General features: G+C 67.3%; 14 protein-coding genes. 8 read left to right on the top strand and 6 right to left on the bottom strand.

From position 1 onward, the window contains the following. Window positions 1-10 precede the first annotated feature (10 nt). Both ACUSIJ_RS28045 and ACUSIJ_RS28040 read right to left on the bottom strand, forming a co-directional pair. On the bottom strand, window positions 11-685 hold the full coding sequence (locus ACUSIJ_RS28045; protein WP_449311718.1) for a CoA transferase subunit B: 675 nt from the start codon (window positions 683-685) through the stop codon (window positions 11-13). Continuing rightward, complete coding sequence (locus ACUSIJ_RS28040; RefSeq protein ID WP_449311717.1) at window positions 682-1,389, bottom strand: 3-oxoacid CoA-transferase subunit A; 708 nt, start codon at window positions 1,387-1,389, stop codon at window positions 682-684. The genes ACUSIJ_RS28045 and ACUSIJ_RS28040 overlap by 4 nt, the downstream gene beginning before the upstream one ends. Before the next feature lie 161 nt (window positions 1,390-1,550). Here ACUSIJ_RS28040 and ACUSIJ_RS28035 point away from each other — a divergent pair, with 161 nt between their 5' ends. From ACUSIJ_RS28035 to ACUSIJ_RS28000, 8 genes are all read left to right on the top strand, one after another. Further along, on the top strand, window positions 1,551-2,312 hold the full coding sequence (locus ACUSIJ_RS28035; protein WP_449311716.1) for an IclR family transcriptional regulator domain-containing protein: 762 nt from the start codon (window positions 1,551-1,553) through the stop codon (window positions 2,310-2,312). Between the two features lie 322 nt (window positions 2,313-2,634). Next, on the top strand, window positions 2,635-3,477 hold the full coding sequence (locus ACUSIJ_RS28030) for an ABC transporter ATP-binding protein (protein ID WP_449311715.1): 843 nt from the start codon (window positions 2,635-2,637) through the stop codon (window positions 3,475-3,477). Window position 3,478: 1 nt separating this feature from the next. Then, the gene (locus ACUSIJ_RS28025; RefSeq protein WP_449311714.1) at window positions 3,479-4,276 is read left to right on the top strand and encodes an ABC transporter permease; all 798 of its coding nucleotides are present in this window, start codon (window positions 3,479-3,481) and stop codon (window positions 4,274-4,276) included. After that, window positions 4,276-5,112, top strand: a complete 837-nt coding sequence (locus ACUSIJ_RS28020) for an ABC transporter permease (protein WP_449311713.1) — start codon at window positions 4,276-4,278, stop codon at window positions 5,110-5,112. Before ACUSIJ_RS28025 ends, ACUSIJ_RS28020 begins: the two co-directional genes overlap by 1 nt. Next, a complete protein-coding gene (locus tag ACUSIJ_RS28015; protein WP_449311712.1) occupies window positions 5,109-5,813 on the top strand; it encodes a hypothetical protein in 705 nt (234 codons plus the stop codon). Before ACUSIJ_RS28020 ends, ACUSIJ_RS28015 begins: the two co-directional genes overlap by 4 nt. Window positions 5,814-5,832: 19 nt before the next feature. After that, window positions 5,833-7,038 carry an LVIVD repeat-containing protein gene (locus ACUSIJ_RS28010; protein WP_449311711.1) on the top strand — a complete coding sequence of 402 codons (1,206 nt, stop codon included), beginning with the start codon at window positions 5,833-5,835 and terminating at the stop codon, window positions 7,036-7,038. Between the two features lie 38 nt (window positions 7,039-7,076). After that, window positions 7,077-7,988, top strand: a complete 912-nt coding sequence (locus ACUSIJ_RS28005; protein ID WP_449311710.1) for a polysaccharide deacetylase family protein — start codon at window positions 7,077-7,079, stop codon at window positions 7,986-7,988. 17 nt (window positions 7,989-8,005) lie between these two features. Continuing rightward, complete coding sequence (locus tag ACUSIJ_RS28000; protein ID WP_449311709.1) at window positions 8,006-9,022, top strand: asparaginase; 1,017 nt, start codon at window positions 8,006-8,008, stop codon at window positions 9,020-9,022. On the opposite strand, the gene ACUSIJ_RS27995 is transcribed toward ACUSIJ_RS28000, so the two are convergent. The 4 genes from ACUSIJ_RS27995 to ACUSIJ_RS27980 all read right to left on the bottom strand — a co-directional run bounded on the left by ACUSIJ_RS27995 (window position 9,007) and on the right by ACUSIJ_RS27980 (window position 13,258). Next, window positions 9,007-10,086: a CobW family GTP-binding protein gene (locus ACUSIJ_RS27995; RefSeq protein ID WP_449311708.1), complete on the bottom strand. Its 1,080-nt coding sequence runs from the start codon at window positions 10,084-10,086 to the stop codon at window positions 9,007-9,009. The two genes, ACUSIJ_RS28000 and ACUSIJ_RS27995, sit on opposite strands and share 16 nt — an antisense overlap. Before the next feature lie 30 nt (window positions 10,087-10,116). After that, complete coding sequence (locus ACUSIJ_RS27990; RefSeq protein ID WP_449311707.1) at window positions 10,117-11,625, bottom strand: tripartite tricarboxylate transporter permease; 1,509 nt, start codon at window positions 11,623-11,625, stop codon at window positions 10,117-10,119. Window positions 11,626-11,743: 118 nt separating this feature from the next. Then, a complete protein-coding gene (locus ACUSIJ_RS27985; protein ID WP_449311706.1) occupies window positions 11,744-12,235 on the bottom strand; it encodes a tripartite tricarboxylate transporter TctB family protein in 492 nt (163 codons plus the stop codon). Window positions 12,236-12,292: 57 nt separating this feature from the next. Further along, window positions 12,293-13,258 (bottom strand): Bug family tripartite tricarboxylate transporter substrate binding protein, encoded by a 966-nt coding sequence (locus tag ACUSIJ_RS27980; protein WP_449311705.1) that lies wholly within the window; start codon window positions 13,256-13,258, stop codon window positions 12,293-12,295. Window positions 13,259-13,323: the final 65 nt, after the last annotated feature.

The raw sequence follows: 13,323 nt of genomic DNA, 5'->3' as shown, positions 1-13,323 counted from the left end.
CGCTTGTTCCTCAGAGTTCGGGCACGATCAGATCGGCCACCGGGCCGTCGATGACGAGCGGCGCGCCGGTCAGTGACTGCAGCCGTTCGAGCGTGATCGTGGGCAGTTTCTCGCGCAGCACGAAATGGCCGTCCTCGATATCGATCACCGCGAGGCTCGAATAGACGCGGGTCACACATCCCACGCCGGTGAGCGGGAAGCTGCACCGTTCCACGAGCTTCGGCTCGCCGGACTTGGTGACATGCTCGGTGACGACCGCGACGCGCTTGGCCCCGTGCACGAGATCCATCGCGCCGCCGACGGCCGGCACGCCCTTGCTGCCCACGCGCCAGTTGGCCAGATCGCCGTTCTGCGCCACCTGGTAGGCGCCGAGGATCGCGACGTCGAGATGCCCGCCGCGCACCATGGCGAAGCTGTCGGCGTGGTGGAAGAAGGCAGCGCCCGGCCGCAGCGTCACCGCCCGCTTGCCGGCGTTGATCAGGTCCCAGTCCTCCTCGCCCTCCGGTGGCGACTGGCCGAAATCGAGAATGCCGTTCTCGGTATGAAAGATCGCCTCGCGCCCCGGGGGCTGGTAGCGGGCGACCATTTCCGGAAAGCCGATGCCGAGGTTGACGTAGGCGCCGTCCGCGATGTCCTGCGCCGCGCGCCAGGCGATCTGGGCGTTGGAAAGCTTGATGTCGGTCATGGATAGGTCGCTCCAGCGCGGATGAGCAGCTCTTCCTGCTGCGGTTCCGGCACCTCGACCAGGCGGTCGACGAAGATGCCGGGGGTGACGACGTGTTCCGGGTCGATGTCGCCCGGCGGCACGATCCGCGATACCTGGACGATGGTCGTGGCGGCTGCGGCGCACATCAGCGGGCCGAAGTTCCGGCCCGCCTTGCGATAGGTGAGGTTGCCGCGCGTGTCGCCGAGCTCGGCCTTGATCAGCGCGAAATCGGCCTTCAGCCAGCGCTCCTGCACGTAGGAACGCCCGTCGAACTCCGCGATCGGCTTGCCCTCGGCCAGTTCCGTGCCGAAGGAGGTCGGCGTGTAGAAGGCGGGGATGCCCGCGCCGCCGGCGCGGATGCGCTCGGCCAGCGTTCCCTGCGGCACCAGCTCCAGCTCGATCTCGCCGGCGAGATATTTTTCGGTGAAGGCGCGCGGGTCGGACGAGCGCGGAAACGAGCAGATCATCTTCCGCACCAGCCCCGCGTCGATCATCGCGGCGATGCCGATGCGGCCGTTGCCGGCGTTGTTGTTGATCACGGTCAGGTTGCCGACGCCCCTGTCGATGAGGGCGTGGATGAGCTCGATCGGCGCACCCGAGCCGCCGAAGCCGCCGATCATGATCGTTGCGCCGTCGCCGATCCCCGCAACGGCCTCGGCGAGACTGCCGACAGTCTTGTCCATCAGGATCTCCCTCTCGCCGGTATTCCGCCCCGCCATCATGGCGGCGCGGCAGGCGATCTTTGCGTCAAGCAATAAGCGGTGAGGGGCTCGACGGCAACGGGATTTGTGCGATATAGTGTATTTGTTGATATATCGCACAAGCCGAACAAGCAGGGGCGACCATGGCCATCAGCCAGCGCGACACGATGGGCGGCCTTGCCAAGGGGCTTGCGGTCATCGAGACCTTCACGGCGGAGCGCTTCCGCCAGTCGATTTCGGACGTATCGGCGGCGAGCGGGCTCGACCGCGCGACGGCGCGGCGCTGTCTGCTGACGCTGGCCCATCTGGGTTATGCCGATTACGACGGCAAGTTCTTCACGCTCACGCCCCGGGTACTGCGGCTCGGCACGGCGTGTCTCGCCAGCATGCCGTTGCCGCAGATCGTCCAGCCGTGGCTCGACCGGCTGTCGGAGGAATTGGGCGAGAGCAGCTCGGTATCGATCCTCGACGACGACGAGATCGTCTATATCGCCCGCGCGGCGCAGCGGAAGGTGATGTCGGTCGCGCTGATGCCGGGGTCGCGCCTGCCGGCCTACTGCACCTCGATGGGCCGGGTGCTGCTGGCCGCGCTGCCGGAGGCCGAGGCGCTGCGGCGGCTCTCCATGCAGCCGCTTGCGGCGCGCACGCCGCTGACGCTGACCGATCCCGACGCCGTCATGGCCCAGGTCCGGCGCGCGCGCGAACAGGGATATGCCGCGATCGACCAGGAGGTGGAAATGGGCCTGCGCTCCATCGCCGTCCCCGTTCTCAACGCGCGCGGGATCGCGGTGGCCGCCGTCAACATCAGCCTGCCGGCGCGGGGCGACGCTATCAAGGACCTCGTCGCGCGGTACCTGCCGCAGCTGGAGACGCTGCAGGCCGAACTGAAGAAAGTGCTGCAATAAACTCTGAAAGCGGTTTGCAAGTGTTCAACCGCCTCATTGGTTCGCCCACAGGGCAGATCGTCCGCGTCCTCGAACAGCGGCATTTTATTATTGACAGCCCACGTCAAGAACGATTTATCTATCGATAAATGAAGTGCGCGACGCCGTACCAAAATAATAATGGTTCAGGGAATTCTTAATTCCTGACAGATTGCGTCGCGCTTTTGGGGAGGAGAAAGATCATGCGCCGACTTGGCCGTATTCCGCCCGTCGCGGTGTCGCCAGTTCCCGTTTGTCCGAGTCTGGCGTGGAAGGCCGGACGCATCGTCGGGGAGGGTGCGCGATGACGTCCATCAGCTCCCTCGCACAGACCCGTCATGCCGATGCCGCGTCCGCGAACACTGACACGGGCATCCGCATCGACAACGTCACCCATTCCTATGGCGGACGCAGCGGCGGGCCGGTTCTCGCCCTCAAGCGCATCAGCCTCGACATCGCGCAGACGGAGTTCCATGCGCTGCTCGGTCCGTCGGGCTGCGGCAAGAGCACGCTGCTCTACCTGATCGGCGGCTTCCTGCCCGTGCAGGAAGGGCAGATCTCCACGGCCTTGGGCCCCGTGAAGGGTCCGGGGCCGGATCGCGCCATCGTGTTCCAGAATTTCGCGCTGTTTCCCTGGAAGACGGTCATGGAAAACGTCCTCTACGGGCTGAAGAAGCTCGGCATGAAGCGGGACGAGGCCGAGGCGCGGGCGCGGGACTATATCGCGCTCGTCCATCTGTCCGGTTTCGAGGATGCCTATCCGTCCCAGCTCTCGGGTGGCATGCAGCAGCGCGCCGCCATCGCCCGCACGCTGGCCGTGGATCCGAAGACGCTTCTCATGGACGAGCCGTTCGGCGCGCTCGACGCCCAGACGCGCCGCGTCATGCAGGAGGAGCTGCGCGCCATCTGGGGCCGCACGCGCAAGACCGTCGTCTTCGTCACCCACGACGTGCAGGAGGCCGTCTTCCTGGCCGACCGCATCTCGATCATGAGTTCGCGGCCGGGGCGCATCGAGCACGTCCTGGACGTTCCCCTGCCGAAGGACAGGGGCGAGGAGATCCTGGAGGATCGCGAGTTCATCCAGCTCAGCGAGCATATCTGGCGGCTCGTGCGGGAACAGGCCGTCGCCGCGACGCGGGGGCACTGACATGGCCCTCGTGACGCAAGAGCCGCAAGGAGGAGCCCGCCTGCTGCTGGAGGCCGGCCGGCCGGTGCTGCGCTACGCGCCGCTCGTCATCCTGCTCGCCCTGTGGGAGCTCGTCGGCGCGACGGGTCTCGTATCGCGGCAGATGGTGCCCGGTCTCGGCGAGATCTTCGGCGCTTTCCTGTCCCTGCTGATCGACGGCGATCTCCTGTACAACACCATGCGATCCGTCGGGCGCGCCGGCGCCGGATTGCTCGCCGCCGTCGTCCTCGGCATCGTCGCCGGCCTGCTGATGGCGAGCTTCCGTCCCGTCCGGTTGCTGATCAATCCGATCGTGCAGATCTTCTACCCCATGCCGAAATCGGCGTTGATCCCGGTGGTGATGATCTGGCTCGGCCTCGGCGATTCCTCCAAGATCCTGCTCATTTTCCTCGGCTGCCTGCTGCCCGTGGTGGTCGGCAGCTACAACGGCGCGCGCGGGATCAATCCCTTTCTCGTCTGGTCGGCGCGCAGCCTCGGGGCGTCGCGGTTCGACGTGCTGCACGAGATCGTCCTGCCCGGCGCGATGCCCGAAATCCTCAACGGCTGCCGCACCGCGCTCGCCTTCTCGTTCATCCTCATGGTCAGCTCGGAGTTCCTGATCGCGACGGACGGGGTCGGCTACATGATTTCCTCGCTCGGCGACGGCGGCATCTATCCGGCCATGTTCGCCGTCATCTTCTTCGTCGCCGGCATCGGTTTCCTGGCCGATCGCGTCTATGCCGCGTTTGCGCGGCGCCAGCTCATCTGGAGGGAAACGTGATGGCAACGCTGCAGTCCGCCTCGCCCGCCACGACGAACGGCAAGCCGCGCGAGCGCCGGTCTCTCGCCGCTTCCCGCAGGCTGACGGATGTCGGCGTCCAGGCCGGGGTCATCGTCGCCCTGTGCCTCGCCTGGGAGTTCGGCGCGCGTTTCGGGGCTCTCAATCCGTTCCTGCTGCCGCCGCTCAGCGAGGTCATCGGCCGCATATGGGCCGACGCCCTGTCCGGCACCATCTTCGTGGATCTCGGCCTGACGCTCTACCGCACCCTGCTCGGTTTCTCCATCGCCGCCGCCATCGCCATTCCCATCGGCGTGACGATGTCGCGCTCGGCCGTGGTCCGCTGGTTCTTCGATCCGCTGATCTCGGTCGGCTTTCCGATGCCCAAGATCGCGTTCCTGCCGATCTTCATCCTGTGGTTCGACATCTACGACACCTCGAAGATCATCATGGTCACCTTCGCCTGCTTCTTCCCGATCGTCGCGGCGACCTACGCCGGCACGACGGGGCAGGACAAGTGGCCCATCTGGTCCGCCCGCTCGCTCGGCGCGAAGGAGAACGAGCTCCTGTGGGAAGTCTGCCTGCCGATGGCGCTGCCGCAGATCCTCACCGGCCTTCAGGTGGCGTTGCCGGTCGGCATGATCACCACCATCGTGACCGAAATGCTGATGGGCGGGCGCGGCGTCGGCGGCGCGATGATCATGGCGGGCCGCTTCGCCGACTCGGTCGGCGTCTTCGCCGGCATCGTCGAGATCGTGCTGCTCGGCTTCCTCGTCGTGCGCGGGCTCGAGACGGTCCGCGCGCGCCTTCTCGTCTGGCATCCGGAGACGCGCAAGTGAATGCGCTGCTGAACGCGTTGCGTCCGCCCGACGGGTTCGACGTCTCGTTCGGCGTCGCCGGACGACCGGGCGCGCGGGCAGCGGCGAGGATGCGCTGCCGGGCGGGAGAGCCGCTCCGTCTGAACCATATCGGCGCCGTCCTGCCACCCGTGGCCTCGCCGCTGGGTGCGGGCGGGATGCGGGACGTGCTGCTCGCGGCATTGAAGCGGCTCTGCGATCCGTGGGACGGCAGCCTGCGCCGGTTGCTCGACCGCTATTTCGCCTTCCTGACGCGCGCCGTCGATCGCGCGCGGGAGGCTATCGAGCGGCGGCTCGCGCCGTTTCAGGGTCTTTACCGCCCTCAGGATACGCTGTTTTCCGCGCCGGCCCTGCTGCCGCGCGCGCGGGTCGAGCATCCCGACCTGCGCGACCTGACGCTTCCGGCGCTCCTGTGGTCGGGATCGCAGCTCACCGCGCTGTTCGACGGCGGCATCGCAGAAACGCCCCGCCGCGCAGGCGAGCGCAAGGCCCGTCTCGAAGCCGCCGGCGCGCGCATCGCGCTCTTTGCGCCGCGCGCTTCCGATGGCGAGGACGATCGGTTCTTCGCCGCCCTGCTGGGGCCGGAGCTGGTGCGCTTCTTCGAGACGGAGGCGGTGCCCTCCGGGCCTCTCGCGCCCGATCTCGCGCCGGGTCCGGCCGACCACACCCTTTCGACAAGCTGAGCGGAGGATGCCGGTGACAGTGGAACTGATAAACGGAATGCGCCTGATCGGACACGACCTCCTCAGCGGATGGGGAGGGATCGGCGAGGGCATGTCCCTTCAGGCCGCGAAGGACGGACGCCGCATCCTGTGGCTCGCGCACGAGGGGCCGCCGAAGAACTTTACCGGCGTTGATGTCACCGACCCGCGCAATCCCCGCGTCGTCGTGCAGACCGATCTGCCCAATATGCACGTGCGCTCCAATTCGCTGGAGACGACGGGCGACCTCTTGGCGGTGGCGTACCAGACGCTGGAGCCCGGCCAGACGCCCGCCGGCATCGAGATCTTCGACATATCGGTGCCGGAATCGCCCCGGCAGATCAGCTATTTCGACTGCTCGGGCCCGCATTCGCGCGGTGTCCACCAGCTCTGGTTCGTCGATGGCGAATACGTCCATTTCGCTGGCGGCGCGCCGGATTTCACGCCGAAGAACCAGCTCGACGACCAGCCCTACCGCATCATCGACGTCCGCGACCCCGCCCGGCCGGTCGAGGTCGGCCGCTGGTGGATGCCCGGCACGGCGGTCGGCGACGACGAGCCGGGGCCGGAACGGCTGCCGATCGACACCGGCTTTCGCGGCCACAACACCAACGTCTATCCCGAGCGGCCGGACCGCGCCTATGTGGGGTATATCGACGGCGGCGGCTACATCCTCGACATCGCCGACAAGTCCTCGCCGCGCGTCGTCTCGCACTTCAACCCCAATCCGCCGTTCCCCGGCTTCACGCATACGGTCCTGCCGCTCTTCAGCCGCGACCTTCTGGTCGTGACGCACGAATGCGTGCTGGACGACGGCGCCGACTGGCCGAAGCTCACCTGGATCGTCGACGCGCGGCGCGAGGACAATCTCGTGCCGCTGTCGATCCTTCCCATGCCGCGGGTGGAGGAGTACGCTCACCGCGGCGGCAGGTTCGGATGCCATAACGTGCACGAGAACCCGCCGCGCGAAACGGCCTTCCGATCCGACACGCTGCTGTTCTCGACGCTTTTCAACGGCGGGGTGCGGGTTCACGATCTGTCCGATCCGACGCAGCCGCGCGAGGTCGCGGCTTTCGTGCCCGCCGCGCCGGCGGGTTCGCGCGTTCCGGCGACGCAGATCAACGACGTCTACGTGGACGAGAACGCCATCGTCTACGCCGCCGACCGGCATACCGGCGGCCTCTACATCCTCGAACTCGACATCTGACGGACCTCGCCGCGCGGTCCCACCGGGAGGAGAAACCAATGAGCGATCTGGGAAAGACGCCGCCGGACGGCGAAGCCGGAGCGACGTTCCGCAAGCGGCTGGCCTATTCGCCGATCACCGAACGCCCGCGCCTCGTGCTGCCGGGCGGCGCGCGTCTCGCTGTCTGGACCATCGTCAACGTCGAGAACTGGCGGCCCACGGCGGCGATGCCGCGCACGGTCCTGCCGCCACCCATGGGCCAGCCGTTGCTGCCGGACCTGCCCAACTGGGCCTGGCACGAATACGGCATGCGGGTGGGGTTCTGGCGGTTCCTCGAGGCCCTGTCGTCGCGCGGGTTGAAGGCGACCTTCGCGCTCAACGGCTCGTGCTGCGAACTCTATCCGCAGCTATGCCAGGCGGCCCTCGACGCCGGCTGGGACTTCATGGGCCACGGCTTCGTGCAGCAGCCCATGCACAGGCTCGACGACCAGAAGGCGGCGATCGCGGCCACGGTCGAGGCCATCAGGCAGTTCACCGGCCGCCCGCCGCGCGGCTGGGAGAGCCCCGGGCTCACCGAGACCGACGAGACGCTCGATCTGCTGGCCGAGGCGGGGATCGAGTACGTGGCCGACTGGGTGCTCGACGACCAGCCGGTGCGGCTCTCGACGCGCGCCGGCGACATCGTTTCCGTGCCCTATACGGTGGAGATCAACGACGTCGTCATCACGGCGGTCCAGCGGGCGCCGTCCGAGGAGCTGTTCCGCCGCGGCAAGGATCAGTTCGACAGGCTCTACCTCGAAGGCGAGACGATACCGCGCATCATGTCGATCTCCATCCACCCGTACCTCACCGGCGTGCCGCACCGTATCAAGTACCTTGAAATGCTGTATGATTACATCCTGCAACATGAGGGTGTAATAATGTGGACCGGCGCCGACATACTCGACTGGTATCGGACGCAGGTGGCATAGTTCGGGAGGTTCGATAGATGACACGACCCAGGCTGCTTCTGGTATCGCTTGGCGGCACGATCACCATGACCGCCGGCGGGCAGGCCGGCATCGTCCCCACGCTGACGGGTGCGGATCTCGTGCGCGCGGTGCCGGCGCTGGCGGAGGTCGCCGACATCGAGGCCGTGTCGCCGTTCCGCCTGCCCGGCGCATCCCTCACCCTCGCGCACCTCCTTGCGGTAGCGCGCCTGCTGAACGAGCGCCTGCCGGAAGGCTTCGCCGGCGCCGTCGTCGTCCAGGGGACGGACACCATCGAGGAAACCGCCTTCGTGCTCGATCTGCTCGTCGCCGGCGACCGGCCTGTGGTGGTAACGGGCGCGATGCGCGGCGCGGAAGCGCCGGGCGCGGATGGGCCGGCCAATCTTCTGTCGGCGGCGATCACGGCCGTGTCGGACGGCGCGCGGGGTCTTGGAACACTCGTCGTGCTCAACGACACAATCCACGCCGCCCGCTTCGTACAGAAGGCCGATACCGCGAGGCCGGACGCCTTCCGGTCGTTCACCGCTGGCGCGCTCGGCGTCGTGGCCGAAGGCCGGGCGCGGCTGTTGAGCCGTGTCGACCGGCTGGAGATCGTTCCGCAAGGGGCAGGCGAGGCGGAAGGGGAAGGGGAAGGCGAGGCCTCTGCGCCGGTCGCCCTTGTCGCCGTGGGGTTCGGCGACGACGGCCGGATGCTGCCCGGCCTGCCGGGGCTGGGATATCGCGGCGTGGTCGTGGAGGGCCTCGGCGCGGGGCACGTGCCGGAAGTCATGGCCGCGCAGCTCGGCGAACTGGCGCGCGTCATGCCGGTCGTGCTCAGCTCGCGCGTTCCGGCGGGGCCGGTTTTCGCCTCGACCTACGGCTTCCCCGGTTCGGAGATCGATCTCATCGGGCGCGGGCTCATCGGCGGCGGCACGCTCGGCCCGCGAAAAGCCCGGCTGGCGCTGTCGCTGCTTCTCGGCGCGGGATACGGCGGGGAAGAGCTCATCCGGCGTTTCCGGCACTATGCCGACGGGTGACATGCCGGCCGCCGCCGCGCCGGATCGCTCCGCAGCGCGGCGAGAAAGCTGTTGCGCACGCCCGCCGGCGGCAGTCCGCGCGTGATGAAGACGATGCGCGTGCGCCGGTCGTCATCCGGCCAGTCGTCGAGCGACAGGCGCGGATGCAGCAGATGCTGCACGGCCTGGATCACCACCGGCCCGCGCTCGCCGTCGACCGCGACGATACCCTTCATGCGCAGGATGTCGCTGCCCCGAAGCGAGACGATGGAAGCAAGCCAGCGCTCCAGCGCCTCCTTGCCGATCGGCTCGTCGACGACGATCGAGAAGGCGGCGATCTCCCCCTGATGAACGGCCTGCACGTCGAAGCGCCCGGCCCGGAGCCATGCCGGCAGATGGGCGCTTTCGTCGGGCGCGGGCGGCAGCGCGGCGAAGATCCGCGCCGCGCCGATGCGGCCGTTCTCCACCGGCAGGATTTCCGCCGACGGGTTGAGCCTGCGCAGCGCCTCCGTCAGCCGCTCGCCGGCACCGGGGGCGGCGATGTCGCCCTTGGTCCGCAGCAGCAGGTCGGCCATGGCGACCTGCCGGCGCGCTTCCTCGAACTCCTCCAGTTGCCGCAAGCCGTTCACCGTATCGATCGTGGCGACGACCGCCTGCAGGTGAAACCGCATGGAGACGGCCTTCTCCGTGGCGAAGGTGCGCATGATCGGGGAGGGGTCCGCGAGGCCGGTCGTTTCGATGGCCACCCTGGAGAAGGCGGGAATCAGGCCGCGTTCGCGCTTGGCCAGGAGGTCGAGCAGCGTGTCGACCAGATCACCCCGGACGGTGCAGCAGATGCAGCCGCTTTGCAGCACGACGGCGTTCTCGATCGCGCTTTCGACAAGCAGATGGTCGATGGCCACATCGCCGAACTCGTTGATGATGACGGCGGTGTCGGCCATCTCCGGGTCCTTCAGGAGGTGGTTGAGGAGCGTGGTCTTGCCGCTGCCGAGAAAGCCGGTCAGCAGGATCGCGCCGATCGTCCCGCCGCGGTCCGGGTCATCGGCGCGCCGTTCCTGCTCCCGCCATCTCTCGCCCAGTTTCATGTCATTCTCCCCGCACACCCCCGGGAGCCCTCACGCGGGCAGCGCGCTCTTGGGGCGCGACCGTATGAAGCTCAGCACCGCCGTCACCAGGGCGAGAGCGAGGATCACCAGCGCCAGCGGCCGCGTCAGGAGGAAGGTGAGGTCTCCGCCGTGGATCACCATGGCGCGGTTGAGGTTCGCTTCCACGATCGGCCCCATCACGAAGGCGAGGACGATCGGAATGGTGGGCACCCGCACCTTTTCCAGCCAGTACGCGGCGGCCCCGATCACCACCGCCATGACGACGTGGGCCGAATAGTTCTGGTAGGAATAGGTGCCGATGATGAGCGTGATCATCACGAACGGCGCGATGATGTAGCGCGGGATGCGCGCGACCTGGACGAAGGCCCGGATACCCGCGATGCCCACCACGAGCATCAGGATCGCCGAGACGATGAGGCCGATGAACACGGCCATCACCAGCGGCCCGCCCTGGGAAAAGAGCAGGGGGCCCGGCACGATGCCGCGGCTGATGAGCAGGCCGAGAAGGATCGCGATGGCGCCGGAGCCGGGAATGCCGAGCGCAAGCGAGGGTATCAGCGAGCCGGCGACGATGGCGTTGTTGGCCGTCTCCGGCGCCGCGACGCCCTCGTCGAGCCCCGTTCCGAAAGCCTCCGGCGGGTGCTTCGACCAGCGCTTCTCCTCGTTGTAGGCGACGAGCGAGGCAACGGTGGCGCCGGGGCCGGGAATGGCGCCGATCAGCGTGCCGACGACCGTGCCGCGCCACATGGTCGGCATCAGGTTGCGCATATCCCCCCAGCCGACGCGATTGCCGGCCGCGGATTGATCGAGGGTCTTATCGAGCTCGGGATCGTCTCCCTTGCGCGCCATCATCAGGCGGAAGGCCTCCGGCATCGCCATGATGCCGATGATCACGACGATGAGCGGCATGCCGTCGAGCAGCGCCGCCTGGCCGAAGGTGAAGCGCGTGCCGCTGAAGCCGGACGAGCCTATCGTGGCGAGGAACAGGCCGATGCCCGCGGCGACGAACCCCTTCACCGGATCATCGCCGAAGAAGCTGCCGATGATGGCGAGCCCGAAGATGCCGACCGCGAACATCTCCGTCGGTCCGAACTGGAGGCCGACCCACGCCAGTCCCGAGGCGCCGAACAGGAAGGCGAAGCTGCTGACGAGGCTGCCGAACACGCCGGTGTAAAGCGAGATCTTCAGCGCCCGCCCGGCGAGCCCCCGGCGCGCCATCGGAAAGCCGTCGAGCACCGTGATGGCCGCCGCCGTCGTGCCGGGCGTGCGGATCAGGATGGCCGGGATCGAGCCGCCGTACTCGGCGGCGGCGTAGATCGAGATGAAGAACAGGACGCCGCCGATCGGATCCATCCCGAACGTGAACGGGAACATCAGGGCGAGTGCCTGCGCCGCGCCGAAGCCCGGCAATGCCCCCAGCAGCGTCCCCACGACAACGCCGAGGATCATGATCATGACATTGGTCGGACTGAGGACGATCCAAAGCGCGGGAATGAAATTCTCGATGATCATGGACATGAGCGGTCATCCCGATCCTGCAGCATCAAACCAGAAAGTGTGCGCACTTTCTGAAAAAATTTGATGCGTTAACAAATGGATAGAGAAAAATGGCGATCCCGATTCAGTGCATTTTTCTCTAGAATGTCACGTAACGCGGAAGGAAGAGCAGCGGCACCGAGACGTTCAGCAGAAGGACGAACGTCCCGTAGAGCACCAGCGTCGTGAGGGCGGCGGCGCCCGCGGCGGCAAGCGCGCCGATGCGCGGCCACAGCAGGAAGGCGAGAAGCGCGAAGGTGCCGATCTCGAAGCCGAGGAAGTCGAGCGTGCCGATGTAGGCCAGGACCGCCACGATCGAGATGATGTAGTCCTTGTATTCGAAATCGAAGTAGGGCTCGTCCGTCTTCATCAGCTCGCGCCCGCTAAGCCGCCCCAGCAGGACGAGCCCCAGCCAGAGCGCCGCGAACAGGCCGGTGCCAACCAGGACGAGGCGCGGGAAGAAGGCCGCGCCGGGATAACCCTTCACCGGCGAGGGGGCCAGACTGAAAGTGAGCACGAAGAGATAGCCGATCGCGGCGAGCAGGATGACCGCGGTGAAAAGATCGGCGGTCGAGCTTCGGATCTTGATCATCGGGCGTCCACCTTTCCGGGTCGTGGGGCGCCTGCGGCGGCAGGCGCCCGCATGGGGTCAGAGAATGCCGTTCGCCTGCATGAACTCCCGATAGTCGGACAATTCCCGATCGAGCGATTGCTTGAGAACCTGCGGATCCGTCTCGAAGTTCTTCTCCACGTGGGGGCTGACTTCGAGGTAGTTCGCATATTCCGGGCTGTCCATGACCGTGGTCAGCGCCGCGCGGATCTTCTCCTTCACCTCCTCGGGCGTGCCGGCGCGCAGGAAGATGCCCTGCCACTGGTGGCTGATGGGGTAGGAGAACCCCAGCTCGGCCGGTGTCGGCACGTCCGGGAAGGCTGCGACGCGCTCCTCATTCAGCACCACGAGCGGCCGGATGGTGCCGGCCTCGACATGCGGCTGGAGCTGCCCGATCGACCCGAGGCCGAGCGGGACGTGCTGGCCGAGCACGTCCCGCACCGCATCGCCCGAGCCCTCATAGGGGATGTGAACCACCTCCGCGTCGGCGGCCGTAAAGAGGGACAGGATGTGCTTGTGGTGGACGGAGCCGATCTTGTTGCCCGCGACAGCCAGCGTTCCCGGCTTTTCCTTCGCCGCCGCCACCGCATCGGCGAAGTTCTTGTACGGCCCGTCGGCATGCGCGCCGAGGGCGTAGACGAATTTCTCGATCCGCGCCAGGTATTCGAAATCGTCCACCGACGGCTCGAAGGTCGGCAGGTTCATGTAGCCGCTCCAGCTCGCGGCGGTGTGCAGGATGGTGTAGCCGTCCGCGGGACGGCCCCTGACGTAGACGCCGGCCTCGTTGCCGGACCCCGCGGCCTTGTAGGTGACGTTGACGGGAACGCCGAGAGCGTCCTTCTGCGACAGGGCCTGCGCCATCAACTGGCACCACTGCGCGGCGGTGGAACCGGGCGACGTGGAACAGACGAATTCGACGGGCCTTTCGGGATAGCTCGTCTGCGCCGTCGACGGGGCAACGCTTCCCAGCAGAAGCGCCACGGATGCGAGCACGTAAAATCTCATGGAAATCTCCTCCCTCTGGATCTCTTCGGATCTCTTCCCCTCGGTCCCGCCGGGCCGGCGGTCTG

The sequence above is a fragment of the Pseudochelatococcus sp. B33 genome (genome assembly GCF_053570585.1).
This window is presented reverse-complemented; position numbering and strand designations above follow the sequence as displayed.

Bases quoted from the DNA above. Each gene is read 5' to 3' on its own strand.
- ACUSIJ_RS28030 (WP_449311715.1), top strand. From the start codon at position 2,635: ATGACGTCCATCAGCTCCCTCGCACAGACCCGTCATGCCGATGCCGCG.
- ACUSIJ_RS27980 (WP_449311705.1), bottom strand. From the start codon at position 13,258: ATGAGATTTTACGTGCTCGCATCCGTGGCGCTTCTGCTGGGAAGCGTT.
- ACUSIJ_RS27985 (WP_449311706.1), bottom strand. From the start codon at position 12,235: ATGATCAAGATCCGAAGCTCGACCGCCGATCTTTTCACCGCGGTCATC.
- ACUSIJ_RS28020 (WP_449311713.1), top strand. From the start codon at position 4,276: ATGGCAACGCTGCAGTCCGCCTCGCCCGCCACGACGAACGGCAAGCCG.
- ACUSIJ_RS28040 (WP_449311717.1), bottom strand. From the start codon at position 1,389: ATGGACAAGACTGTCGGCAGTCTCGCCGAGGCCGTTGCGGGGATCGGC.
- ACUSIJ_RS27990 (WP_449311707.1), bottom strand. From the start codon at position 11,625: ATGTCCATGATCATCGAGAATTTCATTCCCGCGCTTTGGATCGTCCTC.
- ACUSIJ_RS28045 (WP_449311718.1), bottom strand. From the start codon at position 685: ATGACCGACATCAAGCTTTCCAACGCCCAGATCGCCTGGCGCGCGGCG.
- ACUSIJ_RS28000 (WP_449311709.1), top strand. From the start codon at position 8,006: ATGACACGACCCAGGCTGCTTCTGGTATCGCTTGGCGGCACGATCACC.
- ACUSIJ_RS28005 (WP_449311710.1), top strand. From the start codon at position 7,077: ATGAGCGATCTGGGAAAGACGCCGCCGGACGGCGAAGCCGGAGCGACG.
- ACUSIJ_RS28035 (WP_449311716.1), top strand. From the start codon at position 1,551: ATGGCCATCAGCCAGCGCGACACGATGGGCGGCCTTGCCAAGGGGCTT.
- ACUSIJ_RS27995 (WP_449311708.1), bottom strand. From the start codon at position 10,086: ATGAAACTGGGCGAGAGATGGCGGGAGCAGGAACGGCGCGCCGATGAC.
- ACUSIJ_RS28025 (WP_449311714.1), top strand. From the start codon at position 3,479: ATGGCCCTCGTGACGCAAGAGCCGCAAGGAGGAGCCCGCCTGCTGCTG.